Source organism: Scleromatobacter humisilvae, from assembly GCF_023231945.1.
Taxonomy (GTDB): Bacteria; Pseudomonadota; Gammaproteobacteria; order Burkholderiales; family Burkholderiaceae_C; genus Scleromatobacter; species Scleromatobacter humisilvae.
Window position 1 is genome coordinate 279,000 of the sequence record NZ_JAJLJH010000001.1, and the last position, 26,086, is coordinate 305,085.

The window sequence follows — 26,086 nt, forward strand, 5'->3', positions numbered from 1 at the left end:
TCAACGCTTTGCGCGAAGTTCGAGCAGGCGCGCCACGTCCGACAGCGCCTGGCTGATCGGCATGCCGTCGTCGAGCACGCTGTCAAGCGCGGCGTTGACGGCGTCCTCGGCGAACTTGGCCTGCTTGTGGACGGCGGTCGCGGTGATGTGCCGCGCGGCCTCGCGCCACAGCTCGCGCGCGCGCTGGCCGCCGAGGAACGGCTGCGGCTCGTCGATGAGCGGGTCGTCCTGCGCGGCCAGCAACGCGGGGAAGGCGTCCTGGGTCTCCAGCGCGGCGAGCTGGCGCGACGGGTCCAGCGTCATCATCTCGATCAGCTCCCAGGCGAGCGCCTTCTTGGCGGGGTCGGAATCGCGCGGGATCGCGTAATACGTGCCCCCGTATGAGACCCAGGTGCTCTCCGGCAGCTGCGTGGCGCGCCACAGCCCCTTGGTGGCGGGCGCGACCCAGTTGGCCATCTGGCCCACCATCCACGAGCCGCCCAGTTCGGTGGCCGTCATGTTGCGGCGGAACCCCTCGGCCCACTCGTTGGTCCAGGTCTCGAGGTGGCCCTCGAGGTGGTTGCGCCGCATGCGCAGCGACAGCTCGAAGGCACGATGGAAGCGCGGCGTGTCCACCAGCACGTTCGAGTCGCTGTCGAAGTAGATGCCCTGGCCCTTGCGCAGGCCGCCGCGGATCATCAGGTCCTTGAACGTGCGGACATTGCCGATCAGGTTGGCGCCGGTCGCCTTCTTGATCCTGATGCCGGCGTCGACGTAGGCGTCCCACGACGGCTGCATGTCGGCCGCGGCGACGCCGGCGCGATCGAGCAGGTCCTGGCGATAGAGCATCGTGCCCGGGCCGATGTCGGTCGGCGCGGCGACGACCTGCCCCTTGCGGTTGATCGCCTGGTCGTAGGCATAGGCGACGAAGCGCGCGCGATGGCGCCCGATGTCGTAGCGCGGCTGCAGCAGGTCGGACAGGCCGCCGCCGTCGGAGAACTTGCCGACGTACGACGCCTCCAGCGCCATCACGTCGGGCAGGTAGACCGCGGTCGACAACGCCGTCGTCATCGCCGTGTGGTGGTCGTCGTACTGCCGCATGACGACGTTGATGGCCACGTCGGGATGGCGCTTCGACCATTGCGGGATCGCATCCTTGACGATCTGGTCGACCAGCGGGAACGCGGCCACCGTCAGCGTGCGGGCCGGCGCGGCGCGGGCGCCGGGCACGACCGCCGCGGCCAGGCCCGCGGCCAGCACCGTGCGGCGCGTGGTCGCGAAGGTGCGGGGGCCCGGCTCGACGTCGGAAGATGTTGTCATCGGGCCCCGACGCGCGGGCAGGCGGGCGCGTGTTCGCGGGCGCGCGGGGCGGGCGTCGTCTGCATGGTTTGTCTCGGCTGTTCTTTTGTCGGCAACGGGAAAGCGCTGGTTTGAAAGCGCTTTCAGCATTGTCGACTGCGGCGCTGTGCGGACGTTACAGCGTAAACCCGAGCATGGATGGCCGCGCGGCGAACGCGTCGTCGCGTCGCCATCTTGCAAGCGCTTTCACGACGCCGCCGGCGCGGCGCGGACCGCCTCGGCTCACCGGCCCCAGCGCCAGCCAGGCTTCTCGCCCTTGAGCAGACAGATGCCGACCAGCGCCGCGCAAAGTCCGGCGACCGCGAGGGCGAACCCCAGCGGATCCCGGTCGGGCCGGAACAGCACGGCGCTGCCCGCGAGCAGCGCGATGAAGCAGGCATACACGAGCCAGCCCTGCCATGTGGTGGCCGGTCCCCAGCCCCAGCCGTAAGTCTTCGCCTTGAACCAGGGACGTGGGTTGCTCATGGTCGACTCCTGTTTGGAACTTCGATGACATCCATCGATCGAGGCAGTGTTGCCGGCCGGGAGTAAGGAACGCATATGGAGCGCGGTCATCCGCCGTTTCGCGAACGCCGGCCGCATTTCGTCGCAACCGGATCGCCGAGCGCGACCATCCCGGCGATCATCCCGATCTCGCCCGATCTTCCGGACCAGCAATGACTCCTCTCGAGCACTTCTCGCTGTTCGTCGCCGCACCCGGCGTGTTCGTGCTGGCGTTGATCGAAGCCATCGTGCTGGCGCGCTCGCGAGGCGTCGACTGGCGCTCGTTCGCGATGTCGCGCTTCGACCTCGTCGCGCGGATCGCCTTCGGGCTGCTGGTGCCGGTGTCGATCGCGCTGCCGCTGCTGCGCTGGGCCGTCCATCACCGGGTGGGCAACATCGCGATCGACAATGCGGCGGCCGTGCTGTGGCTCTTCGTCGGCCAGGAGTTCTGCTATTACTGGTACCACCGTGCGGCGCACCGGGTGCGCTGGTTCTGGCTCGTGCATTCGGTGCATCACTCGCCCAACGAGCTGACGCTGGCCGCGGCGTTTCGCATCGGCATCTTCGGCAAGCTGACGGGCACCTCGCTGTTCTTCGTGCCGCTGGTCTGGCTGGGATTCGACGTGCGCACCGTGTTCTCGGTGCTGACGCTGAACCTGCTGTACCAGTTCTGGATCCACGTGACCTGGATCCCGCGCCTGGGCTGGCTGGAGGTCGTGCTCAACACGCCGTCCTCGCACCGCGTGCACCATGCGTCGAACACCGAGTACCTGGACGCGAACTTCGGCGGCGTGCTGATCGTCTTCGACCGCCTGTTCGGCACCTACGTCCCCGAGCGCGACGACCTGCCCTGCCGCTACGGCCTCGTCGAGCCGCAGACCAGCTACAACCCGCTGCGCGTCGAATTCGGGCCGTGGGCGAACCTGGCGCGCGACCTCGCCCGGGCGCGCAGCGTGCGGGCGGTGCTGGGGCACCTGTTCATGCCGCCAGGCTGGCGGCCCGATGGCCAGGGGCACACCACGGCCGATCTGCGCAAGAGGCAACCGACGGCCGGGGCGCCGGCGCGATCGCCCGATGTGCGGGGCACGACGACCGGCCCGGCCTGATCGGCGACGCCTCAGCGTGCCACGCGCCGCGTCGACTCGCGCGCCACCAGCTCCGGCGGCGGCAGCTTGGCCGCCGGCGTCTCGCCCTTGAGCATGTCCAGCATCGCCGCCGCGGCCTCCGAGCCGATCTCGTAGACCGACTGCCGGATCGTCGTCAGCGGCGGCACCGAGAACTTGGCCGGCGCGAGGTCGTCGAAGCCCACCAGCGAGACGTCGTCCGGCACGCGCACGTTGCGCCGGTAAAGGCCCAGCGCGGCGCCGATGGCGGTCTGGTCGTTGGCCGCGAAGATCGCGCTGAACGCGAGGCCGCTTTCGAGCAGGCGGTTGACCGCCATCAGGCCGCCGGCCTCCGTGAAGTCGCCGTTCAGCACGAGCGCAGAGTCGAACGCGATGCCCGCGCGCTCCAGCGCCGCGCGGTAGCCGGCCTCGCGATCGAGCGCGTCCTTGTGCAGCGGATCGCCGGCGATGAACGCGATGCGGCGGTGGCCGCACTCGATCAGGTGCTGCGTGGCGAGCAGGCCGCCGGTGAAGTTGTCGAAGTCGATTGAGAAGATGCGGTCGGTGTGCAGCTCGCGGCCGACCACCACCATCGGCACCTGCTGCGAGTAGGCCTGCAGCGCGTCGTTGGACATGCGCCCGGCCAGCACGATCAGCCCGTCGACGCGGCGCGACATCAGCGCCTCCATCGCCTTGTGCTCCTCGGCCTCGTGCCAGTGGCCGCTGACGAAGATCGGGATGTAGCCGGCCACCTCGAGCCGGTCCTCGATGCCACGCAGCGCCTCGCCGTAGAACGGGCTGTTGATGGTCTGCGTCAGCACGCCCACGCTCAGCGTGCGGCCGCCGGCCAGGCCGCGCGCGACGGGGTTGGGCCGGAAGCCCAGCGTGCGGATCGCCTCGTCGATCGCCTCGCGCTTCTCGGGGCTGACGGTCGCCGTGCCGTTGAGGATGCGCGAGACCGTGCTGGGCGAGACGCCGGCCGCCTTGGCCACCATCCCGAGCGTCACCGTGCCCGTGCCGGCGGGCGTGGAGGCGGTGCTGGGAGAGCGCTTGCGGCGGGTGGGCGGCTGGGTCATCGATCGGCGGACGTGGAGGTCGGGAACCCCGCGAGTGTAGGCTTGGAAGCGCTTTCGCGCGCGCGGGCTGCTACCGAGTCGCGCGCGCGGCGGGGCCGAACCATCGCGTCAGGGCGCCTTCGAGCTCGCTCGTGCTTGCCGCATCGTCGTCGGATGCCCAGGCCACGACGCCGTCCGGCCGCACCAGCAGCGCCGCCAGACCCAGTGCCTTGCCCACGCCGCCGCCGACGACCCGGACGCGCTCGCCCCATCGCGCGGCGGCCTGTCGCAGGCGCTGCGAGCCTGCGAGGTCGACCAGCACGCCGCGCCCCTCGCGCAACCATGAGGCGAGCCGGCGGCCGTCGTCGAACGCGAGATCGGGCGCGCTGCGTCCGGTCATCGGATGGCCGCCGCCGAGGTCGTGCCGCAGCGTCACGCCCCACAGCTGCCCGGCGAACCAGGTGGCCCCGTCGCGGGTCGCGGCCAGCTCGCGCACGATGCCTTCCATCGCGCGCGCCTGCGGGCCGGGCCGCATGATGGCGACCTGTGCCCGCGACCAGTCCAGCAGCCATTGGCCGACGGGGCGGCGCTCGGCCTCGTAGGTGTCGAGCAGGTCGTCCGGTGCGCGGCCGCGGACGGTGGCCGCGAGCTTCCAGCCCAGGTTCATCGCGTCGCCCAGGCCCGCGTTGAGGCCCTGGCCGCCGAGCGCCGAGTGGACGTGCGCGGCGTCGCCGGCGAGCAGCACGCGGCCACGTCGATACGTCGTCGCGAGCCGCGCCCGATCGGTGAACGTCGTGGCCTGGTGCAGTGTCGTCAGCCTGACCTCGGTGCCCGAGACGCGGCGCAGCACGGCCTGCAGGTGCGCTCGCGTCACCGGCTGCTCGCGGTCGTGGGCGCCGCCGTCGAAGTCGGCGATCGCGATGCGCCCGGGCTGGCTCATGATGAAGCCCCGGGGCGTCGCATGGCGTCCGGGCTTCAGCACCGCGGGATCGGCGATGTCGACCAGCGCGGAATAGGCAGTGAACTCCGGCTCGGTGCCGGCGAACTCGAAGCCGGCCAACTTGCGCACCGTGCTGCGGCCGCCGTCGCAGCCGACCAGCCAGCGCGTGCGGAACGCGAGATCGTTCGCGTGGACGGCCAGCTCGTCATCGCGCTCGTCGAGACCGGTGACGCCGAGCCCGCGGCGGATGACGACGCCCAGCTCGAAGGCCCGCGCCGCGAGCACGGCCTCCAGGGTCGCGATGTCGGACGCGAGCGTCGTCAAGGCCGGCCCCGCCGCTCGCCACGGCCAGGCCGACGGGTCGACCTTGGCAGCGTCGATGGCGATGCCCGCGAAGTGGCCCGCCTGCGCCGGGCGCGGCACGGCGTCGAGCAGGTCGTCCAGCAGGCCCCGGCGATCCAGCGCCTCGCTGGTGGCGACGGACAGGCCGCGCAGGCCCAGCGGCGCCGAGTTCAGCGGCGCCTCGGGACGCTCGTCGCGTTCGAGGACGAGCACGTCGACACCGGCGAGGGCCAGCTCGCAGGCGAGGAAGAGGCCCACGGGGCCGGCGCCGGCGACGACGACATCGTGCAGGCGCGAAGAAGAACGGGGATTCATTGAAGGACTCCGGAACGGTCGACCCCACGCCCGCGCGCGATCGCGTGCGGCGTCGGGAAACGGGTCGACAAGAGGTGAGGTTGGCGGGCGCGGCTCGAACGAGCGCGGCGCGCGAGGTCAGCACGTCGCCGTCAGGGCAACGTGGTCGAAGGTTCGACAGTGCGAAGAAGAATGGATCCGCTGACCGATAGGCCGCACCGATTGGTGGGAGTCCTGCAATGGCCGCGCTGGGCGCGCGGGCGTGGCGTGATTCTAGCGAGGCCGGGCGGCGCTTCGTATCATCGACGCATGCCCGTGCCCAAGGACGTTCTCGATTTCTGGTTCGATCCCGCGACCGAGCCGAACTGGTGGAAGCGCTCCGACGCCTTCGACGCGACCATCGCCGCGCGCTTCGGCGCACTGCACGAAGCGGCCACGCGCTGCGAGCTGTTCGCGTGGCGAGCGAGCGCCGAAGGGCGGCTCGCCGAGGTCATCGTGCTCGACCAGTTCTCGCGCAACCTGCACCGCGATTCGCCCCTCGCCTTCGCGGCCGACCCGCTCGCGCTGGCGCTGGCCCAGACCGCGGTGGCGCTGGGCGTCGACCGCGACCTCGACATCCGCCGCCGCGTGTTCCTGCACATGCCCTACATGCACAGCGAGTCGCGCGCGATCCACGAAGAGGCGCTGCGGCTGTTCGCCGCCGACCACTCGGCCAACGACCTCGACTACGAGCGCCGCCACAAGGCCATCATCGACCGCTTCGGCCGCTTCCCGCATCGCAACGCGGTGCTGGGACGCGCCTCGACGCCCGAGGAACTCGAGTTCCTCGAGACGCCCGGCTCGTCGTTCTGACTTCAGCGGGCCCGGGTCAGCGCGCGGAAGCGCTCGTCGCGCAGCCACAGCGCGCCCCAGACGATCGCGCAGATCGCGACGGCGGCGATCGTCGGGCCGACGATGTCCTCGCCCACGCGCACGTGCGAGGCGACGGCACCGCCGAGGTAGCCAGTGATCAGCAGGCCGCCGAGGAAGGCGGTGCGCGGGATCGCGTACAGCAGCGTCGCGGCCGCGAGCACGGCGCCGACGCATTGCCACAGCGCGGGCGTGGACGGCCAGCCGATCGACGCCGCGGCGTTCAGCACCGGCGGGATGGCCAGCAGCTGCGCCACGGCGTCGGCCAGCAGCACCAGGATGGCGAGCCCGCTCAACGCGAGGCCGATGCGACGCGGCGTCGCGGACGGGAGCGTGGCTCCCAGCTGGATGGTGTTCATGGACTTGGTTTCCCCGATTTGGTTGTGTTCGCCGCGCCAACATCGGCGCGACGGAGACGAACTCTAGGGAACCGGTTCCAACGCACCAAGCCGCGCGCGACGAACCGCCCGCTCGCGCGGACGGACCGTTCAGGAAGCGGACGGACCGGAAGCCAGCGAACGCGGGCTCAGAGCACCGTGCGGCTCGCCATCGCCTCCAGCTCGCCCGGTGCCAGCACGCGCAGGCAGGGCTCGCCGTCGTGCGTGGCCAGGCCGTGCATCTCGATGGACTTCTGCATGCGCATGATGCGCGTCAGGAAGGCAATGATCTCCGGCGTGATCACCTGGCCCGGCACCAGCACCGGGATGCCCGGCGGGTACGGCGTGATCTGGTCGCAGCACACGCGGCCCGCCAGCGCGGCGTTGGGCTGGCCCTGCTCGTCGAGCAGGGGGATGCGCTCGCCGTACTCGTAGAACGCGTCGCGCGGCAGGCAGGCCAGGCGCGTGAAGTGCGGCAGCTCGGGCATACGCGCGCTCGTGCGCTCGGGCCGGCGCTCCTTGGCCAGGCGCAGCAGCGCGTCGAACAGGCGCGACACCTTGGAGCGCGTCGTGCCCACCGTCAGCAGCAACGTCAGCGTGTTGTGCGTCGACTTCTCGACCTGGATGTTGAAGCGCTCGAACAGCTCCTCGCGCAGCTCGTCCGACGAGAAGCCCGAGGCGGTGATGTCGATCGTGATCTTGGTCGGGTCCAGCCGGATGCCGTCGTTGGCGAGTTCCTCGGGCAGCAGGTCGGCCAGTTCCAGCGCGCGGAACACCCCGGTCGCGTTGATCTTCTCGCGCAGCTCCTGCGCGTACTTCAGCGAGCGATCGAGCAGCCGGTAGCCTTCCATCACGGCCTGCTTGCGCGCCACGTCCAGGCTGGCGATCAGGTTGTATTGCGGGCTGGTCGACGCGTGCATGTTGAAGTTCTCGCGGAACAGGTGCTCGTCGAACAGCGGGTCGTTGACGTGGATCATGCTGGCCTGCGAGAAGGCCGACAGCACCTTGTGCGTGCTCTGCGTGCAGTAGTCGGCGCCGCTCTCCAGCGCGGTCGGCCGCAGCTCGGGGTGGAAGCGCGCGTGGCCGTACCAGGCCTCGTCGACGATCACCTTGATGCCGGCGGCGTGCGCGGCCTCGATGATGGGCTTCAAGTCGTAGCGCAGGCCGTCGTAGGTGCAGGACGTGAGGATCAGCACGCGCGCATCCGGATGCTGCTCGATGGCGGCCAGCACCGTGGCGCGCGGCACCGGGCCGAACAGGCCGTACTTGCGGTTGACCGACGAGTCGAGGTACACGGGCTGCGCGCCCGACAGGATCACGCCGTGGTGGACCGACTTGTGGCAGTTGCGATCCAGCAGCATCTTGTCGCCCGGCGCCAGCAGCGTCTGGAAGATCACCTTGTTGGCGGTCGACGTGCCGTTGGTGGCGAAGTAGGTCTTGCGTGCGCCGAACGCCTGCGCCGCGAGGCGCTGGGCCTGCACGATGACGCCGGTCGGGTGCAGCAGCGAGTCCAGCATCTCCACCGAGACGGACAGGTCGGCGCGCAGCAGGTTCTCGCCGGCGAAGTCGTAGAAGTCGCCCACCCACGGGCTGCCCTTGTACGAGTCACCGCCAGCGTGGCCCGGCGTGTGCCAGCTGTCCTTGGCCATGCGCACGTAGTTCTTGAGCTCGTCGTAGAACGGCGTGGCCGACTTCTCGGCGATCTCGGCGGCCAGGATGCGCGCCCAGCCCGCGAAGTCATGTTCGCCGCGATAGAAGTAGCCGTGCACGACGTTGCTGGCGAGCTGCTCGAGCAGCAGCTTGTTCTCGTCGTCCTCGAGCGTCACGTACAGCGACAGCTCGGGACGCAGCGCGATGATCTCCTGCGCCATCGCCGCGACGTCCTGGTGGCGCGCCGCGCCCTTGCCCGACCTGGCGGCCGGCGCGTGGTCGCCGTGGTCGATCAGCACGATCTGCACGTCGCCGTCGGCGCGCACCGCGGCGACGGCGGCGCCCGCGTCGGCGGCGGGCACGGCCAGCAGGTCGAACGGGTTGTCGAGCTTCTGCGCCGCGGCGTTGATGCCCGCGACCACCTCGTCGCGCCAGCCCGCATCGGCGCTCACCACCAGGACGTGGCTCATCGGTTTGGTCGTCTTGTTCTCGGGCATGGAGGTCTCGCGGTGGCGGCCGGCAGCCCATCGATGGGGGCGCCTGGAATCGTTTTGGGAAGGCAGTGGACGCTTCCGGCGACGGCGTGAAACGCGTCACGGAACGGCCGTCCCTGCAAACCCGCCATCGTAGAACACAACACGATGTGAGAAATTCTGGCAAAATACCAGTTGACGCTGCGAATGCACTTCCAAACCGTCCTCCCGTCATAGGGAAGACCGCCGAAAAGGCCGCACGTCTTCGCTCATCCCCTCTGACCTTCTCAAGCCGGTCTGCTGCAAATCCCCGACAGAACCAAGGGTTATCCCTGAAGTTCCTGCCCCGGTGGAAACGCACTCGGAAACGGTTGTGGTCGGCGGCGATGCCGTCGCTACCAGACGTTTCCTGGGCAACAACCCTCCGCTGACCCCCTTGGTCAAACGCGGTGGCCGCCCCGTTATCTTCTTACGCGACCTGATTGGTGCTGCCGAGTCCTCATCTTGGCAGGCGGCGCCGTGGCGCAACTCCGTGCTCGGGACAACCCCGAGCGCGTGGGGAGTGCTGTGCTTGAAAGTGATCCATGAGTTTCGATACCCAATCCCCGCTCGGCAACGAAGAACAACAAGACGCCGTGCAACCCGAAGCGCAAGCCTCCGGCTTCGCCACGCTGGGCCTCGCCCCTGAAATCCTGCGCTCCGTGACGGAAGCCGGCTACACCGAGCCGACCGACGTCCAGTCGCAAGCCATCCCCGCCGCCATCTCCGGCGTCGACCTTCTCGTGTCCTCGCGCACCGGCTCCGGCAAGACCGCGGCCTTCGTGCTGCCGGCGCTGCAGCGCGTGATCGAAGCGCGCCGCGACCCGGCCAAGAAGCGCGAACGCGGCCAGCCGAGCGGCCCGCGCGTGCTCGTCCTCGCGCCGACGCGCGAGCTGGCGATGCAGGTCAGCAAGGCCTGCTCCGTCTACGGCCGCAACGTGCAGGGCCTGCGCGTCGCCACCGTCGTCGGCGGCGTGCCCTACATCGCCCAGCTCAAGGCCCTGCGCGGCCCGCTGGACATCCTGATCGCCACCCCGGGTCGCCTGATCGACCACATGGGCAGCGGCAAGGCCATGATGTCGCAGGTCGAGCTGCTGATCCTCGACGAAGCCGATCGCATGCTCGACATGGGCTTCATCGACGACATCCACCACATCGCCAAGGAACTGTCGGCCGAACGCCAGACCATGATGTTCTCGGCCACGTTCGACGGCACCGTCGGCGGCCTGGCCAAGGAACTGACGCACGACGCGCAGCGCATCCGCATCTCGGCGCCCACCGAGCAGCACACGCAGATCGAGCAACGCCTGCACTGGGCGGACAACCGCAAGCACCGCGACGACCTGCTCGACCAGCTGCTGACCGACCGCAACATGGAGCAGGCCGTCGTCTTCACGAGCACGCAGCGTGACGCCGACGAACTCGCCGACCGCCTGCAGCAGATCGGCCACTCGGTCGCCGCGCTGCACGGCGGCATGCCGCAAGGCCGCCGCAACCGCGTCCTCGGCGCGCTGCGCATGAAGCAGCTCAAGGTGCTCGTGGCCACCGACGTCGCCGCGCGCGGCATCGACGTGCCGACGATCACGCACGTCATCAACTACGGCCTGCCGATGAAGGCGGAGGACTATGTCCACCGCATCGGCCGCACCGGCCGTGCCGGCCGTTCGGGCCTGGCGATCACGATCGCCGAGCGTCGCGACATCCCGATGATCCGCCGCATCGAGCGCTTCACCACGCACAACATCCCGGCGTCCGTCGTTCCCGGCCTCGAGCCGCGCCTGCAAGCGCCGGCCGCGCAGCGTCCGGGCAGCGGCCGCTTCGACGAGGAGCGTTCGTTCGGCCATCGTCCGAGCTTCGGCGGCAACCGGGGCGGCTTCAACGGCCCGCGCAACGGCGACCGTCCGGGCTACGGCCCGCGTCCGGGCTTCGGCGGCGATCGCCCGAACTTCGGCGGCGACCGCGGCCCCGGCCACGGCGGCGATCGTCCGCAGTTCAACCGTGACGGCGGCGCGCCGCGCGGCAACTTCGGCGGCGACAACCGCGGCAACTTCGGTGGCGAGCGCCCGGCCTTCAACGGCCCGCGCGGCGACAGCCCGTTCCAGCGCCCCGAAGGCGGCCCGCGCGGCGACTACCGCGGCCAGCGCCCGCAACAGCCGTTCAACGGCGGCGACCGGCCGCAGTTCAACCGCGAAGGCGGCGATCGCCCGGCATTCAATCGTGAAGGCGGCGATCGTCCGTTCGCTCGCCCGCACGGCGATCGCCCGGCGTTCAACCGCGAAGGCGGCGACCGCCCATTCGCGCGCCCGCAAGGCGACCGTCCGGCCTTCGGCGGCGAGCGTCCGGCGTTCGGCGCGAAGCGCAGCGGCCCCGGCGGCCCGGGTCCGCGCGGCCGCACGCCGCGCTGAGCGTGATGCGCGCCACGGCGCGTTGACCTGACCTCGCAAGGCCGCCCCGCAACGGGCGGCCTTTTTCGTTGGAGCCGAGATTCCTGAAGGGTCTGGCACGACCTCAGCGATCCCCGCGCGCCGCGTTGCGCGCCCGGTTGTCGCGCGTCCGCTGCTTCATCACGGCCACATGGCGCCGGCGCTGGAAGATGTCGTCGTTCTCGCGATTGGCCTCGCGCAGCAGCTTCTGGAAGCTCACGAGGCGCTCGGGCGACACCTGCTCGCGCACCGCGCAGCCCGGCTCCCGCGCATGGCGGCAGTCGCGGTAGCGGCACTGCAGCGCCAGCATGCCGATCTCGGGGAACGCGCCGTGGAGCGTGTCGGCATCGGCGTCCAGCCACAGCTGGCGCAGGCCCGGCGTGTCGATCAGGCAGGCGCCGCCGGCGGTGCGGTGCAGCGTGCGCACCGTGGTCGTGTGGCGGCCCTTGTCGTCGTCGGCGCGTACCGATTGCGTCGTCGAGGCGGCGCGGGTGAGCGTGTTGGTCAACGTCGTCTTGCCCGCGCCGCTGGAGCCGAGCGTGACCAGCGTGCTGCCGCGCGCGAGCCACGGCGCCAGCGCCCGGGCCGCGTCGGGCGAGCGGCCGTCGACGGCGATGACGGCGACGTCGTCGCGCGCGTCGCCCAGGTGCGCTCGCACGCGCGCGAGCGCGCCCGCGACGTCGGCACAGCCGTCGGCCTTGGACAGCACGACGGCCACGCGCGCGTCGGCCGAGTGCGCCAGCACGAGGAAGCGGTCGAGGCGGCGCAGGTTGAAGTCGTGGTCCAGGCCCATCACGATCAGCGCCGTGTCGATGTTGGCGACGAGGCCTTGCCGCCCGCCGGCGGGGTCGCGCCGCGCCAGGCGGTTGCGCGCGGGCAGGCGCGCGACGGCCCAGCCGCGATCGCCATCCGACGCGGCCGCGCGCCACCACACCCAGTCGCCGACGACCAGCGGGTCGCGCGACTGTTCGAGCGCGGCGCGCAGCGTGGGCCAGGGGACGACGGCGTGCGCGTCGACGCCGTCGTGCACGACCAGGTGGTCGCGCTGGATCTCGACGACACGCGCGAGCCGCGTGCCGTCCGGTCGCGGCCGCGCGAGCGCTGCCTGCACCGTGTCGTGGGAAAGTCCGATGTCGCGCAGCGCGCGAAGATCGAGGGAGTCTTGCATTGGAAGGATTCCGGACGCGCCGCAGCGACGGTCTCGCCGATGCGGCAGCTTCGCCCGCGCTCGATGGCGCACGGGCGAGACAAGGCCTTGCACGGTCAAGGCCGGCTGTGGGAAAGGTGGGCGTCGGAACCGGCTGCCGTCGGTGCGGGAAGATGCACCGGGGGCGGGGCGTGATCGCGAGGATCAGTGGCCGAAAGCCTTCGAGAACCGTGACGGCACGGCGGTCGACGCGCTGGCGAAGTGGCTATCCATGGCGACCTCCTGAAAGTCGATCGGTTGAAGGGAGCCGCGACTTTGCGCGCGCGAGGCGAGGCTGTCAAGACCGTGCGCCCGCATGGCGTGGCGCGCGCCACACGCCCACAATCGGCGCACCACGACTTGCAACGGACCCGACGCCATGCGCCCTGCCCTGCTCGCCTGCACCCTGTCGCTGTTCGCGATCCACGCCGTCGCCGCGGCCCTGCCGTCCGAGGCCGACGTCAACGCCACCGCCGCCGAGGTCAAGGCGGCCGAGATCGCCTTCGCCAGGAGCATGGCCGACCGCCGGTTCGATCGCTTCACCGACTACGTCGCCGAGGACGCCGTCTTCAACGGCCGCGAGATGCAGATCGGCCGCGCCGCCGTCCTCAAGACCTGGAAGGCGTACTTCGACGCGCCCAAGCCGCCGTTCAGCTGGGCCCCCGACGCCATCGCGCCGACCGCGGACCGCCACCACGCGATCTCGACCGGCCTGGTGCACGATCAGGACGGCAAGCTCATCGGCCGCTACACGACGATCTGGCGCAAGGAGGCAGACGGCCACTGGCGCGCCGTCGCGGACCAGGGCGTCGGCGTGGACTGCCCCATCAAGTGATTCAGTACTCGACGTCCTCGGGCAGCAGCCCGCGCTTGCGCAGCAGCGGCTCGATCGACGGCATGCGCCCACGGAAGGCCGCGTAGGCCTGCTGCGGCGCGACGCTGTCGCCCGCGCCGTAGATGCACTGGCGCAGCCGCGCGGCCGTCACCGGGTCGAACGCGCTGCCGGCCTCCTTGAAGGCGTCGAAGGCGTCGGCGTCCAGCACCTCGGCCCACAGGTAGACGTAATACCCTGCGGCGTATGCGGAGCCGGAGAACAGGTGCTGGAAGTGCAGCAGCCGGTGGTTGACGCCCACCTCGGGCGGCAGGTTCAGCCGCGCCAGCGTGGCGGCCTCGAACTCGGGCAGGTCGGCCGGCGGCTCCTTGTCGGTGCGCGAGTGCACGGCCATGTCGACCAGCGCACTGCCGGCGTAGCGCACCGTCTCGTAGGCCTGGCCCCAGCGGCGCGACTCCTGCAGGCGGCGCACCAGCGTCTCGGGGATGGGCTCGCCGGTCTGCCAGTGGCGGGCGTGGCGCGCGATCACCTCGGGCTCGAGCAGCCAGTGCTCGTACAGCTGCGAGGGCAGCTCGACGAAGTCGCGCAGCACGTTGGTGCCGGACAGCCGCTGGTAGGTCACGTTCGACAGCAGCCCGTGCAGGCCGTGGCCGAACTCGTGGAACAGCGTGCGTGCGTCGTCGAAGGACAGCAGCGTCGGCTCGCCGGGCGCGCCCTTGGCGAAGTTGTTGTTGTTCATGATGACCGGCAGGTCGACCGGGCCGTTGCGCGACTGCAGCCGCAGCGAGCTCATCCACGCGCCGGAGCGCTTGGTCTGGCGCGCGAAGTTGTCGTGCAGGAAGATGCCGATCAGCCTTCCTTCGCCGCTTGCGCGGCCGCCGCGCTCGGCCGCTCCGGAGCCAGGCCGCGCCCCCCCTGGGGGGTGGTTCGGCGTACCCGCCGAATCGGGGGCCGTGTCGTCCCACACCTCGTAAGGCACGACGTCGGGGTGGTAGACGGGAATGGCGTCGTTGCGCACCATGCGGATGCCGAACAGCCGATGCGCGCAGTCGAACGCCGCCTGCACCATGCGATCGAGCGAGAAGTACGGCTTGACCTCGCCGTCGTCGAAGGCGTAGCGCTGCTGGCGCACCTTCTCGGAGCCGTAGCGCCAGTCCCAGGCCATGTACGGCGCGGCGACGCCCGCATCGCGCAGCGCCTCGTGCACCGCCTTGCGCTCGTCCTGCAGCGCGGCGAGCGCGCGCGAGTAGACGTCGTCCAGCAGCGTGTTGACCGAGGCCACGTTGCCGGCCATCGTGTTGGCCAGCGCGTACTCGGCATAGCTCGCGTGGCCATGCATCCAGGCCTGCTCCTGGCGCAGGCGCAGGATGTCGCGCGCGACCTCGCGGTTGTCCGTCTCGCCCTCGTTCTCGCCGCGGCCGACCCAGGCCTTCCACGCGCGTTCGCGCAGCTCGCGCCGCGTCGAGAACGTCAGGAAGGGCACGATCAGCGAGCGCGACAGCGTCACCACGTGCGTGCCCTCGGCGAGACCGCGGTCGCTCGCGGCCTGGCGCGCGGACGCGCGCACGAAGGGCGGCAGGCCGTCGAGCTCGTCGTCCGACAGCTCCAGCTGGAAGCCGGCCTCGTCGGCCAGCACGTTCTGCGCGAAGCGGGTGGTGAGCTGCGCGAGGCGCTCCATGATCTGCGCGTAGCGCGGCTGCTTGTCCGCGCCCAGCTTCGCGCCGGCGCGCACGAAGTCGACGTGCAGGCGCTCGACGAGGCGCAGCTGTTCGGGCGACAGGCCGGGCTCGTGCCGCTTCGCATGCACCGCGTCGAGCCGCGCGAACAGGCCCGCGTGCATCATCACGGCGCTGTCGTGCGCGGCCAGCGGGGCGGCCAGCTCGCGCTGCACGGCCTGGATGTCGGGCGAGGTGTGCGAGGCCGCGAGCGCGTGGAACGCGGCCTCGATGCGCGACAGCAAGCGGCCGCTGCGATCGAACGCGGCCACCGTGTTGTCGAAGTCTGGAGCATCCGCATTCGCGGCGATGGCCTCCACCTCGGCGCGCTGCGCCTGCATCGCGGCCTCGAAGGCCGGCGCGAAATGGGACGCCCGGATCAGGTCGAACGGCGGCAGTGCGAACGGCGTCGTCCAGTCGGCGAGAAGGGGATTGGTGGCGGTCATGGCGGAAGGTTGGGCTTCTTGTGGAGGCGCTTCGGGCATCGGGTCGACCCGCTGTCGGGCACCCGCGAACGCGGCGATCATGCCAGTGCTCATGCATCGGGCACATCGGGAAGGATACGGCCCCCGCCGACCTCCCCATTCATCGAGAGGAGATTGACATGCGCTGGCTCGTCCGGGTCGCCGCAGGCCTGGTCGCCGTCGTGCTGCTGGCGGTCGTCGCCGGCTTCCTGCTGCCCGACACCTACCGCGTCGAGCGCAGCGCCGTCGTCAACGCCCCGCCCGAGCGCATCTACCCGCTGGTGGCGGCGCCGAAGCGCTGGCCGGAATGGTCGATGTGGAACCGCCGCGACCCCGCGATGGCGATGACGTTCTTCGGCCCCGAGTCGGGCGCCGGCGCCGGCTGGAGCTGGGACAGCAAGACCGAGGGCAAGGGCCGCATGACCTTCCTCACGGCCGATCCCGCCAGGGGCTTCACGTACCAGCTGTACTTTCCCGACTACGACTCGACGTCGACCGGCGACATCCGCTTCGAGCCGCAGGGCGACGCCACGAAGATCACCTGGACGAACGCCGGCAGCGTCGGCCGCAACCCGCTGATGCACTACATGGCGCGCTTCATGGACCGCATGGTCGGCCCCGACTTCGAGGCCGGCCTGGCCAACCTGAAGACGCTGGCGGAGCGCCGCTGATCAATGGCCCGGCGGCGTCATGGGGACGTCGCTCTGCGATGATCCGGCCATCCCGATTCCCGACCGCGACGACCCCAAGATGGCCAACGATCCCGCTGCCTCGACGCCCGAGTCCGACGACCCTCACCTGTGGCTGGAGGACGTCCTCGGCGACGACGCGCTCGCGTGGGTGCGCGAGCGCAACGCGCAGTCGCGCGATGTGCTCGAGGCCTGGCCGCGATTCGCGCAGACGCGCGACCGGCAGCGCGCCATCCTCGACTCGAAGGAGCAGATCCCCGGCGTCGTGCGCCGCGGCGACTGGTTCTGGAACTTCTGGCGCGACGACCGAAACCCGCGCGGCCTGTGGCGCCGCACCACGCTCGACGAATACCGCAAGCCGCAGCCGGCCTGGGACGTCGTGATCGACCTCGACGCGCTGGCTGCCAGCGAGAACGAGAACTGGGTCTGGCACGGCACCCACTGCCTCGCGCCGAAGTACGAACGCGGCCTGATCATGCTGTCGCGCGGCGGCTCCGATGCACAGGTCGTGCGCGAGTTCGACATCGCCAGGCGCGAGTTCGTCGCCGACGGGTTCGTGCTGCCCGAGGCCAAGTCCAGCGTCGACTGGGCCGACGAGGACACGATCTACATCGCCACCGATTTCGGCCCCGGCAGCCTGACCGATTCCGGCTATCCGCGCGTCGTCAAGCGCTGGTCGCGCGGCACGCCGCTCGAGAGCGCGGTGACGGTGTTCGAGGGCGAGGCCGCGGACGTCGCCGCCGGCGTGCACGTCGACGACACGCCCGGCTTCGAGCGCACGACGTTCAGCCGCTCGCTGGATTTCTACACCTCGCGCATCTGGCTGGTCACCGGCGAAGACACCGGCGGCAAGCCGACGCTGGCTCTCATCGACAAGCCAGCCGACGCCAACCTCGCGTTCTGGCGCGAGCGCGTGCTGCTCGAGCTGCGTTCCGACTGGACGATCGCCGGCACCACCTGGCCACGCGGCTCGCTGCTGGTGGCCGATGCCGATGCCTACCTGAAGGGCGAGCGGCGCTTCGAGGCGCTGTTCACGCCGACGGCCACGCGCTCGCTGGCCGGCTACGGCACGACGCGCAGCAAGGTGCTGCTCAACGTGCTCGACGACGTGGCGGGCCGCATCGAGGAGATCACGCCGACGGCCGACGGCTGGCGGCATCGCGCCGTCGCGGCGCCGTTCCCGGGCTCGCTGTCGACGTCCGGCCTCGACGACCCGCACACGCCCGACGACCCGCTGGCCGAGGCCTACTTCCTCAGCTACACCGACTTCCTCACGCCCGACTCGCTGTACCTCGCCCACACCGGCAGCGACGAGCGCGAGCTGCTGAAGGCGCGTCCGCACTTCTTCGATTCGACGGGCATGCACGTCGAGCAGAAGTTCGCGGCGTCGAAGGACGGCACGCGTGTGCCCTACTTCGTCATCTGGCCGAAGGGGGCGACGCACGATGGCGCGAACCCGACGCTGCTGTACGGCTACGGCGGCTTCGAGATCTCGCTGACGCCCAGCTACTCGGGCGGCATCGGCACGGCATGGCACGAGCACGGCGGCGTCTGGGTCTACGCCAACATCCGCGGCGGCGGCGAATACGGCCCGGCCTGGCACCAGGCGGCGCTGCGCGAGCATCGGCAGCGCAGCTACGACGACTTCATCGCCGTCGCCGAGGACCTCGTCGCGACGAAGGTGACGAGCCCGCGCCACCTCGGCATCGAGGGCGGCAGCAACGGCGGGCTGCTCGTCGGCGCCGTCATGGTGCAGCGGCCCGAGCTGTTCAACGCCGTCAGCTGCCAGGTGCCGCTGCTGGACATGCGGCGCTACAACAGGCTGCTGGCCGGCGCGTCGTGGATGGCCGAGTACGGCAACCCCGACATCCCGGCCGAGTGGGCCTGGATCTCGAAGTACAGCCCGTACCAGAACGTGCACGCCGGCAGGCGCTACCCGGCGATCCTCTTCACCACGTCCACGCGCGACGACCGCGTGCACCCGGGCCACGCCCGCAAGATGGCCGCGCGCATGATCGAGCAGGGCCACGAGGTGCTCTACTACGAGAACATCGAGGGCGGCCACGGCGGCGCGGCGGACAACGAACAGCGCGCCGACATGCAGGCGCTGCAGTTCGCGTTCCTGTGGCAGCAACTGGGATGATGACGGGTGGCGCGCGACTTGCCGTATCCCAGCGTCACCTGCCGGAGAGCCCGATGAACATCGCCGTCACCCACAACGAGTCCCGCCAGCGCTTCGAGGCCACCGTCGACGGCCAGCTGTGCGTGTGCGACTACCAGCTGCGCGGCAAGGTGATGTGGATGACGCACACCGGCGTGCCCCCGGCCGTCGGCGGGCGCGGCATCGCGGCGGAGCTGGTGCGCGTGGCGCTCGAATGGGCCGAGCAGCGAGGCTTCAGCGTCGAGCCGTCGTGCAGCTACGTCGAGGTCTACATGCGCCGGCATCCGCAGACGCAGAAGCTGCTGGCGCGCTAGTTCGCGACCCGCACGGATGCGCTGGCGGACGCGTCGTCGACCCGGCGACGGTAGCGCGTCGCCAGCACCGCGCACACCATCAGCTGCATCTGGTGGAACAGCATCAGCGGCAGCACGATGGCGCCGACGGACTGCGCCGGGAATAGCACCTTGGCCATCGGGATGCCGCTCGCGAGGCTCTTCTTCGAGCCGCAGAACACGATGGTGATCTCGTCGGCCTTGTCGAAACCGAGCCGGCGCGCGAGCCAGCCGGTCGACGCCAACGCGCAGGCCAGCAGCACCGCGCAGACCACGAGCAGGCCAGCGAGCGCCTGCAGCGGCACCTGCTTCCACAGGCCCTCGACGACGGCCGCGCTGAACGCCGTATAGACCACCAGCAGGATCGAGCCGCGGTCGACGACGCCCAGGATCTGCTTGCGGCGATGCAGCCAGCCGCTGATCCACGGCCGCAGCAGATGGCCGGCGACGAACGGCAGCATCAGTTGCAGCAGGATGCGACCGATGGAGTCGAACTCGCTGGTCGAGCCGGCGGCGTGCGGCAGCACCACGAGGTTGACCAGCACCGGCGTGACGAACACGCCCAGCATCGTCGACGCCGACGCGCTGCACACGGCGGCGGGGACATTGCCGCGTGCGATCGACGTGAACGCGATGGCCGACTGCACCGTCGCCGGCAGCACGCACAGGAACAGCACACCCGTGTAGAGCTCGCGCGTGACCAGCGGCTGCAGCAGCGGCTTGAGCGCCAGCCCGAGCAGCGGGAACAGCACGAAGGTGCAGGCGAACACGAGCAGGTGCAGCCGCCAGTGCGTGATGCCCGCGCGGATCGCGTCGCGCGACAGCTTGGCGCCGTGCAGGAAGAACAGCAGGCCGATCGCGAAGGTCGTGAAGTCGTCGAAGAAGCGCGCGGCCAGGCCCTGCGCCGGCAGCAACGTGGCCAGCGCCACGGTGGCCACCAGCAGCAGCGTGAAGTTGTCGGGCAGGAAGGCGGGGCGTTTCATGGCGCCATTTCAACGTCTTCCTGCTCAAAAGAGAAATCGATTTATTCCATGGACTTATGATTGTGACTCATGAATGCCACCCTGCGCCAGCTGCGCGTCTTCCAGTCGGTCGCCCAGACGCGCAATTTCAGCCGCACCGGCGAGACGATCGGCCTGACGCAGCCAGCCGTCAGCCGCGCCATCGCCGAGCTCGAGCGCGAACTGGGGCTGCGGCTGCTCGATCGCACCACGCGCGAGGTCGAGCTGACCGAGGCCGGACGCTCGCTGGCCGCGCGGCTGGATCGCGCGCTCGACGAGCTCGACGCCACGCTGGCCGACGTCGCGGGCCTGGCCGACGCCGATGGCGGCAAGGTGCGCGTGGCCAGCAGCCCGACGCTGTCGGCCTACCTGATGCCCGGCTGCATCGCGGCCTGCGCGCGCGAGGCGCCGCGCGTGCGCTTCCTGCTGCTCGATCGCATCCAGCAGGACGTGCTGGAGAGCGTGCGCGGCGGCGAAGTGGACTTCGGCGTCGTCGTCGAGCCGCCGTCGGTGGACGACCTGCACTGCGAGGTGATCCTGCACGACCCGTTCGTGCTGGTGACGCCCGCCCGCCATCGCCTCGCGCGCGCCGCCAGCGTGCGCTGGAAGGCGCTGGACGGCGAACCGATGGTGTTGCTCGAGCCGTCCTCCGGCAGCCGCCGCTACGTCGACGACGCGCTGGCGCGGCACGGCGCGGCCTGCACGGTGGAACAGGAGCTCGCGCATCCGACCACGGTGTTCCAGATGGTCGAGGCCGGCATCGGCCTGACCGTCATGCCGCGCCTGGCCGTGCCGCCCGGCGGGCTGCACGGGCTTGCCGTGCGGCCACTGCTGCCGCGCGTGGAGCGCACGGTGATGCTGGTGCGCCGCCACGACCGCGCGCTGTCGCCGGTGGCCGAGCGAGTGTGGAGGATCGTCAGCGCGACCGTGCGCGCGGGCGGGCGCTGATGCGTGGCGCGCAGGCGCGCGAGCCGGATCAAGCCGTCATCGAGTGCAGCGCGACCCGGTTGCCTTCAGTGTCGGCGATGATCGCCCGAAAGCCGTTCGGCGCGATCGAGTGCTTCGCCTTGAGCACCTTGCCGCCGTTGGCCTGCGCCGCCGCGATCGCCGCGTCGAGCCGGCCTTCGGCGGCGATGTAGACCAGCGGGCCGGTCAGCGACGGCGCGACGCCCTCTTCCGGCTCGATCAGGCAGCCCCCGACCTCGCCGCCCTGGTGCTCGAACAGCCCGAAGTTGAAGCCGGGGCCGCCGATCCTGCCGACGGGGCGGCCGACCACCGCGCTGTAGAAGCGGATGGCGCGGTCGAGGTCGGCGACGGGGATGTCGACCCAGACGAAGGTGTTGCTCATTCGATGATCTCCCGATGGATGGGGTGCCGGCGGCTCTCGCCGGTCAGAAATGCCAGGCGGAAACGATCGCCAGCAGCACGACGAGTGCGAACAGGCCCAGCAGCCCGAGCACGATGAAATTGACCACGTAGATCCTGGGCGACTTCTCCCAGGTCACGGGGCCGCCGCGCGTCTGCAGGGGCGCGCGCTCGCTGAAATTCTGCGCGAGGATCGCGAAGTACGCGAGCTCCCACGCAAGTCCGCCCGCGAGGGCGAAGCGGCCGCGGTGCGGCTCGTCGACCGCCGCGACCACGATCGCGGCGAACCCGGCGAGTGCCAGCGCCAGCGCGACGAGCGACGACTTGCGCGCGTGCATGCGGGGTCCCGTCCGGCCTCGGCGCTCAGGCAGCCCGGCCGGCGTTCTCCTTGTCCTGCAGCAGCCGCCACATCACCTTGCCCGCGCCCGACTTGGGCAGCACGTCGACGAACTCGACGAGGCGCGGGGCCTTGTAGGCGGCCATGTGCTCGTGCGCCCAGGCGACGATGTCGCGCTCGGCCACCTTGCCCCGGGCCTCGGCGCGCAGCACGACGATCGCCTTGACCGTCTCGCCGCGGTACGCGTCCTGGGCCGAGATGACGCAGGCCTCCTGCACGCCCGGATGCTTGTACAGCAGCAGCTCGACCTCCGACGGCCACACCTTGAAGCCGCTCGCATTGATCATGCGCTTGAGGCGGTCGGTGATGAAGAAGTAGCCGTCGCCATCCATGTGCCCGAGGTCGCCGGTGCGGAAATAGCGATGGCCGTCGATCTCGACGAACGCCGCCGCCGTCGCCTCCGGATTCTTCCAGTAGCCGCGGAAGACCATGGGCCCGCGCGTGACGATCTCGCCGACGTCGCCGGGCGGCAGTTCCTTCAGCGTGACCGGGTCGACGACGCGCGAGTCGACGCCGAAGAACGGGATGCCCAGGCACTGCAGCTTGGGCCGTTCGGCCGGGTTGGCGTGGCTGGGCGCGGCCGTCTCGGTCAGGCCGTAGCCCTCGCAGAAGTGCAGGCCGAACTCGTCGAGCAGGCGCTGCGCCACGGCCTGCGGCATCGCGGCGCCGCCGCCCGACAGCCAGCGCAGGCTGCTCAGGTCGAAGCTGCGGTAGTTCGGGCTCGCGAACAGGTCGATGATCATCGTGGGGATGCACGTCCAGTGCGAGATCTTGTGGCGCGAGATCAGGCGTCCGGCGAGCTCGCGATCCCAGCGCGGCATCACCACCACCGTGGCGCCGCCGAACATCGGCGAGATCACGCCATAGAGCATCCCGGTGATGTGGAACATCGGCACGACGCCCAGCACGATGCTCTCGGCGCTGCCCGAGCCCCATTCGGCGCCGCCGATGACGTTGGCCATCAGCGTGCGGTGCGTGTGCATGCAGCCCTTGGGCAGGCCCGTGGTGCCCGAGGTGTAGGGCAGCAGCGCCAGGTCGTCGGGCCCGTTGACGGTGGGCCCGGGCACATGGCCCTCCGCCAGCGCATCGCGCCAGCGCGCGGTGCCGGGCGGCAGCGGCGGGTCGGCCAGCAGCCAGTCGCGCATCGCGGGCGTTGGGGCGAGGTCGTCGTCGAAGACCTCAGGCAGTTCGTCGGCGTAGCGAGTCGCGAGCACGCGCGCGACTCGCTGCGACGATGGCAACGCGGCGTTGGCGCTGGCGACGATTCCCGCCAGCTCCGCGCCGCAGATCACCACCCGGGTGCCCGGATCGACGATGTAGTGGCCGAACTCCTCGGCCTTGTTCATCGCGTTGACCGGCACGACGACGGCGTCGGCGCGCAGGATGGCGTGATACGCGACCAGGTATTGCGGACAGTTCTGCATGAACAGCGCGACGCGGTCGCCGCGCTTGACGCCCTGCGCCTGCAGCCAGCCGGCAAGCGCCTCGGCCTCGGCCCGCAGCGCGGCGTAGCTCTTGGCGCGGCCGAAATAGATCGTGGCGGCCTTGGACGGATAGCGCGTCGCCGCCACCTCCACGTTGTGCCACAACGAGGTCTCGGGCAGCGTCACCTTGCGCGCCAGGCGCTTGGGCCAGAACGCGAAGTGCGGTCGATCGGCGGGCACTTCGCCGGCGTTGGTGTCCACCAGCGAGGGATCGATCGGGGACGAGCGGGACGGGTCTTCGGACACGGACATCGGGATCCTTTGGAGCGCGGGCAAGACGGCCCGACGCCTCCGTTGCTGCACCGCAGCGAGCCTGCGGCGATCGAAACCCCAGACTACTTCGCGACGCCCGTGCGCACCATAGTGCCAGCCCCGAGCAGGGTTGTCACAGAGGGGACAGCGCCGCTTTGTCCGGTATCGTCCGAATATTGCTGGTGAAGCGCAACAGGTGCCTAGCCCCCCGTTCATGGCCTCCTCCGCTGACCGCGACCCCGCCGCCGATGTCGACCCTCCGCACGACGGCCTGCCGTGCGTGCTCGACATCGAAGCCTCCGGCTTCGGACGCGGCAGCTATCCGATCGAGATCGGCTTCGTGCTGCCCGACGGCACGGCCTATTGCACGCTGATCGTGCCCGACGAAGGCTGGACCCATTGGGACGGCGACGCCGAGCGCATGCACGGCATCTCGCGCTCGCTGCTGCAGCGCCACGGCCGCAGCGCGCGCGAGGTTGCGCTCGAACTCAACCAGCGCCTGGCCGGACGCACCGTCTACTGCGACAACTGGGCGCACGACTACGCCTGGCTGGCGCGCCTGTTCGAATCCGCCGCGATCAACCCGAGCTTCAAGCTGCGTCACCTGCGAGAGCTGATGAGCGAGAACGCAGCCGAGCGCTTCGACGACGCGCGCGAGATCGTCGCGCGCAACCTGCAGTTGCGCCGCCACCGCGCCAGCAGCGACGCCCGCGTGCTGCAACTGAGCGTGGCCAAGGTCTGGCGCAACGGCGCGTCGGCGTCCGACCAGTCGCTGGCCTGAATCGCTGTCGAAGCGTCCGCGGTGACATTTCACCCACGCTCGCGTGACGAGTGACGCGTGCCGGTGCGTGCGACGCACGCGACGCGCTCGATTTCGTTCACGGCGAGGCACGCGCCTGCGCGGCCAGGCCCAACGCCGCCATCAGCTCCTTGCGGCCCGCGGGCTTGTCGATGCGCGCGTCGAACAGGCGATCCAGCGTGGCGTCGTCGAGATCGTTGTAGGCCGAGACGAGCGCGAGAAAGGTGTTCTGGTGCCGATCGCCCGCCTGGCGCAGCCGCTGCGCCACCTGCAGGCCCGTGAGGTCGGGCATCTGCAGATCCAGGAAGATCGCCTGGAAATCGCCGGCGGCGGCCGCGGCCAGGCCACTGGTGCCGTCGGCCGCCTCCACGACCTCGATGCCCAGCGATCGGATCACGTCGGCGATGGCGCGCCGCGCGTCGCGCGAGTCGTCGACGACCAGCACCGGCCGCCGCGCGTCGACACGCGCCGGCGCGTCCACCACCAGCCCGTCGGTGCCTTCGGTGATCGGCACCTCGAGGGTGACGACCGTGCCCTGGCCGACCTGCGAATCGAAGCGGATCGTGCCGCCCATCAGGTCGACGAGGCTGCGCACCACGGCCAGGCCCAGGCCGCTGCCCTCGGCCATGCCGGCCGTCAGCGGCGACCGGTAGAACGGCTCGTACAGGCGCGCCATCGCCGCCGGATCGATGCCCACGCCGGTGTCGGCGATCTCGATGCGCATCACGCCTTCCTGCGCCAGCAGACGCGCGGAAATGGAGATGCCGCCGCGTTCGGTGTACTTGATCGCGTTGGTCAGCAGGTTGTCGATCACCTGGCGTAGCCGCGCCGGGTCGGAATAGAGGCGCTGGCTCAGCTCCGGGCCGGCCTCCCAGTGCACGTCGAGGTTGCGGTCGGCCAGCACTTCCTCGACGTCGCGCAGCGCGGTGTCGATCAGCTTGTCCAGCTGGAAGCCGCGGATGCGGGTCTCCAGCCGGCCCGACGACATCTTGGCGAAGTCCAGCAGGTCGCTGATGCGGCCGCGCAGCGAGCGCGTGGCCTCCTTGAGGCGCCGGAAGGACGGCTCCGTCGCCTCGACACGGCCGCGCGATTCGATCACGTCGATCGTGCTCCAGATCGACTGCAACGGCGTCAGCAGCTCGTGGCTGAGCATGCCGAGAAAGCGACCCTTCTCGCGGTCCGCGGTCTCGGCGCGCGCGCGCTCGGCCTCGGCCACCTCGGCCAGGTGCTCGGCCCGTCCGCGGCTCGCGCGCTCGCGGCGCGCCACCAGCACCCATTGCGCGGCCAGCGCGACCACCAGCACCAGCATCGCCACGATCACCGAGATCGCGATCAGCACCTGGTGGCGCACGTCCTCCACCTCGTCGAGGAACACGGCCGACATCGACTGCCGCTGGCGCGCCTCCCGGCCGATGCGCGCCAGCGCGTCCAGCACGGCCTGCGCGTGCGCCGGGGCGTGCGCGCGCTCGTACGCGACGTGCGCGGGCTGCAGGTCGTCGGACAGCGTGGCCACCGCCTGCGTCCAGGCCGGCCCCTGCGACAACATCAATGGCCCGGGCTGCCCGATCTCCGCCTGCAACGCGTTGGACGTCTGCGCGAAGCGCAAGGCATCGGCCTGCAGGCTGTCGGCCGCGGACCGCGATTCGCTCGCGGCCAGGTCCCACTTGACGGCCAGCACGGCCTCCTTGGCGGCGTCGTGCAGCGTCCAGAAGCGTTCGAAGCGATGCACGGTGGCGTCGAACTTGATGCTCGACTCGTGCAGGCGGTTCTGAAGCAGATCCACCGTGAACCAGGCCAGGTAGGCCGCCAGCACCAGCACGGCGCCCATCAGCCATGGCATGGCCAGCGCCCACGGGCCTGCGTCGCGCACGCGCCGCGTGACGCGCGCGGGCGCCGGCGCCGTGGCGGGCGCGGACACCGGCGCCGCCGCGCGTGCCGCGGGAGGCGCGGGGACGACGGCTGCGGAGTTCGCGACGGTGACGG

General features: G+C 70.7%; 22 protein-coding genes. 9 read left to right on the forward strand and 13 right to left on the reverse strand.

What is annotated here, in order from left to right; genetic code table 11:
• Both LPC04_RS01320 and LPC04_RS01325 read right to left on the reverse strand, forming a co-directional pair.
• Window positions 1-1,299 carry an ABC transporter substrate-binding protein gene (locus LPC04_RS01320; RefSeq protein WP_275680375.1) on the reverse strand — a complete coding sequence of 433 codons (1,299 nt, stop codon included), beginning with the start codon at window positions 1,297-1,299 and terminating at the stop codon, window positions 1-3.
• 261 nt (window positions 1,300-1,560) lie between these two features.
• The gene (locus LPC04_RS01325) at window positions 1,561-1,803 is read right to left on the reverse strand and encodes a hypothetical protein (protein ID WP_275680376.1); all 243 of its coding nucleotides are present in this window, start codon (window positions 1,801-1,803) and stop codon (window positions 1,561-1,563) included.
• A 191-nt stretch (window positions 1,804-1,994) separates the two neighbouring features.
• Between LPC04_RS01325 and LPC04_RS01330 the strand changes: the two genes are divergently transcribed.
• Window positions 1,995-2,927 (forward strand): sterol desaturase family protein, encoded by a 933-nt coding sequence (locus tag LPC04_RS01330; protein ID WP_275680377.1) that lies wholly within the window; start codon window positions 1,995-1,997, stop codon window positions 2,925-2,927.
• A gap of 11 nt (window positions 2,928-2,938) precedes the next feature.
• Here the strand turns inward: LPC04_RS01330 and LPC04_RS01335 are convergent, their stop codons facing one another.
• Together LPC04_RS01335 and LPC04_RS01340 are read right to left on the reverse strand one after the other, a co-directional pair.
• A complete protein-coding gene (locus LPC04_RS01335) occupies window positions 2,939-4,000 on the reverse strand; it encodes a LacI family DNA-binding transcriptional regulator (protein WP_275680378.1) in 1,062 nt (353 codons plus the stop codon).
• A 70-nt stretch (window positions 4,001-4,070) separates the two neighbouring features.
• Window positions 4,071-5,576 carry an FAD-dependent monooxygenase gene (locus tag LPC04_RS01340; RefSeq protein WP_275680379.1) on the reverse strand — a complete coding sequence of 502 codons (1,506 nt, stop codon included), beginning with the start codon at window positions 5,574-5,576 and terminating at the stop codon, window positions 4,071-4,073.
• A 288-nt stretch (window positions 5,577-5,864) separates the two neighbouring features.
• Here LPC04_RS01340 and LPC04_RS01345 point away from each other — a divergent pair, with 288 nt between their 5' ends.
• Entirely contained in the window at window positions 5,865-6,407 is a 543-nt protein-coding gene (locus LPC04_RS01345; protein ID WP_275680380.1) for a DUF924 family protein, read from the forward strand.
• Window positions 6,408-6,409: 2 nt separating this feature from the next.
• Here LPC04_RS01345 and LPC04_RS01350 read toward each other — a convergent pair whose 3' ends face one another.
• Both LPC04_RS01350 and LPC04_RS01355 read right to left on the reverse strand, forming a co-directional pair.
• Window positions 6,410-6,823 carry a DoxX family protein gene (locus LPC04_RS01350; protein ID WP_275680381.1) on the reverse strand — a complete coding sequence of 138 codons (414 nt, stop codon included), beginning with the start codon at window positions 6,821-6,823 and terminating at the stop codon, window positions 6,410-6,412.
• A 167-nt stretch (window positions 6,824-6,990) separates the two neighbouring features.
• Complete coding sequence (locus LPC04_RS01355; protein ID WP_275680382.1) at window positions 6,991-8,988, reverse strand: aminotransferase class I/II-fold pyridoxal phosphate-dependent enzyme; 1,998 nt, start codon at window positions 8,986-8,988, stop codon at window positions 6,991-6,993.
• Between the two features lie 560 nt (window positions 8,989-9,548).
• Here LPC04_RS01355 and LPC04_RS01360 point away from each other — a divergent pair.
• Window positions 9,549-11,408, forward strand: a complete 1,860-nt coding sequence (locus LPC04_RS01360) for a DEAD/DEAH box helicase (RefSeq protein ID WP_275680383.1) — start codon at window positions 9,549-9,551, stop codon at window positions 11,406-11,408.
• 103 nt (window positions 11,409-11,511) lie between these two features.
• Here LPC04_RS01360 and rsgA read toward each other — a convergent pair whose 3' ends face one another.
• On the reverse strand, window positions 11,512-12,594 hold the full coding sequence (gene rsgA, locus LPC04_RS01365) for a ribosome small subunit-dependent GTPase A (RefSeq protein WP_275680384.1): 1,083 nt from the start codon (window positions 12,592-12,594) through the stop codon (window positions 11,512-11,514).
• Window positions 12,595-12,991: 397 nt separating this feature from the next.
• On the opposite strand from rsgA, the gene LPC04_RS01370 reads away from it, so the two are divergent.
• On the forward strand, window positions 12,992-13,447 hold the full coding sequence (locus LPC04_RS01370) for a YybH family protein (protein WP_275680385.1): 456 nt from the start codon (window positions 12,992-12,994) through the stop codon (window positions 13,445-13,447).
• Window position 13,448: 1 nt separating this feature from the next.
• Here LPC04_RS01370 and LPC04_RS01375 read toward each other — a convergent pair whose 3' ends face one another.
• On the reverse strand, window positions 13,449-15,605 hold the full coding sequence (locus tag LPC04_RS01375) for a M3 family metallopeptidase (RefSeq protein WP_275680386.1): 2,157 nt from the start codon (window positions 15,603-15,605) through the stop codon (window positions 13,449-13,451).
• Window positions 15,606-15,763: 158 nt separating this feature from the next.
• On the opposite strand from LPC04_RS01375, the gene LPC04_RS01380 reads away from it, so the two are divergent.
• The 3 genes from LPC04_RS01380 to LPC04_RS01390 all read left to right on the forward strand — a co-directional run bounded on the left by LPC04_RS01380 (window position 15,764) and on the right by LPC04_RS01390 (window position 18,787).
• Entirely contained in the window at window positions 15,764-16,294 is a 531-nt protein-coding gene (locus LPC04_RS01380; protein WP_275680387.1) for an SRPBCC family protein, read from the forward strand.
• A gap of 79 nt (window positions 16,295-16,373) precedes the next feature.
• Window positions 16,374-18,455 (forward strand): prolyl oligopeptidase family serine peptidase, encoded by a 2,082-nt coding sequence (locus LPC04_RS01385; protein ID WP_275681901.1) that lies wholly within the window; start codon window positions 16,374-16,376, stop codon window positions 18,453-18,455.
• A 53-nt stretch (window positions 18,456-18,508) separates the two neighbouring features.
• Window positions 18,509-18,787: a GNAT family N-acetyltransferase gene (locus LPC04_RS01390; protein ID WP_275680388.1), complete on the forward strand. Its 279-nt coding sequence runs from the start codon at window positions 18,509-18,511 to the stop codon at window positions 18,785-18,787.
• On the opposite strand, the gene LPC04_RS01395 is transcribed toward LPC04_RS01390, so the two are convergent.
• Entirely contained in the window at window positions 18,784-19,788 is a 1,005-nt protein-coding gene (locus LPC04_RS01395) for a bile acid:sodium symporter family protein (protein WP_275680389.1), read from the reverse strand. The genes LPC04_RS01390 and LPC04_RS01395 overlap by 4 nt on opposite strands.
• 69 nt (window positions 19,789-19,857) lie before the next feature.
• Between LPC04_RS01395 and LPC04_RS01400 the strand changes: the two genes are divergently transcribed.
• The gene (locus LPC04_RS01400) at window positions 19,858-20,754 is read left to right on the forward strand and encodes a LysR family transcriptional regulator (RefSeq protein ID WP_275680390.1); all 897 of its coding nucleotides are present in this window, start codon (window positions 19,858-19,860) and stop codon (window positions 20,752-20,754) included.
• Window positions 20,755-20,782: 28 nt separating this feature from the next.
• Here the strand turns inward: LPC04_RS01400 and LPC04_RS01405 are convergent, their stop codons facing one another.
• Genes LPC04_RS01405 through LPC04_RS01415 form a run of 3 tightly spaced genes read right to left on the reverse strand, consistent with a single transcriptional unit; the run spans window position 20,783 to window position 23,304 of the window.
• Window positions 20,783-21,154 (reverse strand): VOC family protein, encoded by a 372-nt coding sequence (locus LPC04_RS01405; protein WP_275680391.1) that lies wholly within the window; start codon window positions 21,152-21,154, stop codon window positions 20,783-20,785.
• Between the two features lie 43 nt (window positions 21,155-21,197).
• A complete protein-coding gene (locus tag LPC04_RS01410; RefSeq protein ID WP_275680392.1) occupies window positions 21,198-21,509 on the reverse strand; it encodes a hypothetical protein in 312 nt (103 codons plus the stop codon).
• Window positions 21,510-21,534: 25 nt separating this feature from the next.
• Window positions 21,535-23,304 carry a long-chain fatty acid--CoA ligase gene (locus LPC04_RS01415; RefSeq protein WP_275680393.1) on the reverse strand — a complete coding sequence of 590 codons (1,770 nt, stop codon included), beginning with the start codon at window positions 23,302-23,304 and terminating at the stop codon, window positions 21,535-21,537.
• 214 nt (window positions 23,305-23,518) lie between these two features.
• Here LPC04_RS01415 and LPC04_RS01420 point away from each other — a divergent pair, with 214 nt between their 5' ends.
• Window positions 23,519-24,085: a 3'-5' exonuclease gene (locus tag LPC04_RS01420; RefSeq protein ID WP_275680394.1), complete on the forward strand. Its 567-nt coding sequence runs from the start codon at window positions 23,519-23,521 to the stop codon at window positions 24,083-24,085.
• 97 nt (window positions 24,086-24,182) lie between these two features.
• On the opposite strand, the gene LPC04_RS01425 is transcribed toward LPC04_RS01420, so the two are convergent.
• The gene (locus tag LPC04_RS01425; RefSeq protein WP_275680395.1) at window positions 24,183-26,021 is read right to left on the reverse strand and encodes a hybrid sensor histidine kinase/response regulator; all 1,839 of its coding nucleotides are present in this window, start codon (window positions 26,019-26,021) and stop codon (window positions 24,183-24,185) included.
• Between the last annotated feature and the right edge of the window lie 65 nt (window positions 26,022-26,086).

What these genes read in the sequence shown, in the direction of transcription:
- LPC04_RS01320 (WP_275680375.1), bottom strand. Translation starts at nt 1,299, where the DNA reads ATGACAACATCTTCCGACGTCGAGCCGGGCCCCCGCACCTTCGCGACC.
- LPC04_RS01325 (WP_275680376.1), bottom strand. Translation starts at nt 1,803, where the DNA reads ATGAGCAACCCACGTCCCTGGTTCAAGGCGAAGACTTACGGCTGGGGC.
- LPC04_RS01330 (WP_275680377.1), top strand. Translation starts at nt 1,995, where the DNA reads ATGACTCCTCTCGAGCACTTCTCGCTGTTCGTCGCCGCACCCGGCGTG.
- LPC04_RS01335 (WP_275680378.1), bottom strand. Translation starts at nt 4,000, where the DNA reads ATGACCCAGCCGCCCACCCGCCGCAAGCGCTCTCCCAGCACCGCCTCC.
- LPC04_RS01340 (WP_275680379.1), bottom strand. Translation starts at nt 5,576, where the DNA reads ATGAATCCCCGTTCTTCTTCGCGCCTGCACGATGTCGTCGTCGCCGGC.
- LPC04_RS01345 (WP_275680380.1), top strand. Translation starts at nt 5,865, where the DNA reads ATGCCCGTGCCCAAGGACGTTCTCGATTTCTGGTTCGATCCCGCGACC.
- LPC04_RS01350 (WP_275680381.1), bottom strand. Translation starts at nt 6,823, where the DNA reads ATGAACACCATCCAGCTGGGAGCCACGCTCCCGTCCGCGACGCCGCGT.
- LPC04_RS01355 (WP_275680382.1), bottom strand. Translation starts at nt 8,988, where the DNA reads ATGCCCGAGAACAAGACGACCAAACCGATGAGCCACGTCCTGGTGGTG.
- LPC04_RS01360 (WP_275680383.1), top strand. Translation starts at nt 9,549, where the DNA reads ATGAGTTTCGATACCCAATCCCCGCTCGGCAACGAAGAACAACAAGAC.
- rsgA (WP_275680384.1), bottom strand. Translation starts at nt 12,594, where the DNA reads ATGCAAGACTCCCTCGATCTTCGCGCGCTGCGCGACATCGGACTTTCC.
- LPC04_RS01370 (WP_275680385.1), top strand. Translation starts at nt 12,992, where the DNA reads ATGCGCCCTGCCCTGCTCGCCTGCACCCTGTCGCTGTTCGCGATCCAC.
- LPC04_RS01375 (WP_275680386.1), bottom strand. Translation starts at nt 15,605, where the DNA reads ATGACCGCCACCAATCCCCTTCTCGCCGACTGGACGACGCCGTTCGCA.
- LPC04_RS01380 (WP_275680387.1), top strand. Translation starts at nt 15,764, where the DNA reads ATGCGCTGGCTCGTCCGGGTCGCCGCAGGCCTGGTCGCCGTCGTGCTG.
- LPC04_RS01385 (WP_275681901.1), top strand. Translation starts at nt 16,374, where the DNA reads ATGGCCAACGATCCCGCTGCCTCGACGCCCGAGTCCGACGACCCTCAC.
- LPC04_RS01390 (WP_275680388.1), top strand. Translation starts at nt 18,509, where the DNA reads ATGAACATCGCCGTCACCCACAACGAGTCCCGCCAGCGCTTCGAGGCC.
- LPC04_RS01395 (WP_275680389.1), bottom strand. Translation starts at nt 19,788, where the DNA reads ATGAAACGCCCCGCCTTCCTGCCCGACAACTTCACGCTGCTGCTGGTG.
- LPC04_RS01400 (WP_275680390.1), top strand. Translation starts at nt 19,858, where the DNA reads ATGAATGCCACCCTGCGCCAGCTGCGCGTCTTCCAGTCGGTCGCCCAG.
- LPC04_RS01405 (WP_275680391.1), bottom strand. Translation starts at nt 21,154, where the DNA reads ATGAGCAACACCTTCGTCTGGGTCGACATCCCCGTCGCCGACCTCGAC.
- LPC04_RS01410 (WP_275680392.1), bottom strand. Translation starts at nt 21,509, where the DNA reads ATGCACGCGCGCAAGTCGTCGCTCGTCGCGCTGGCGCTGGCACTCGCC.
- LPC04_RS01415 (WP_275680393.1), bottom strand. Translation starts at nt 23,304, where the DNA reads ATGTCCGTGTCCGAAGACCCGTCCCGCTCGTCCCCGATCGATCCCTCG.
- LPC04_RS01420 (WP_275680394.1), top strand. Translation starts at nt 23,519, where the DNA reads ATGGCCTCCTCCGCTGACCGCGACCCCGCCGCCGATGTCGACCCTCCG.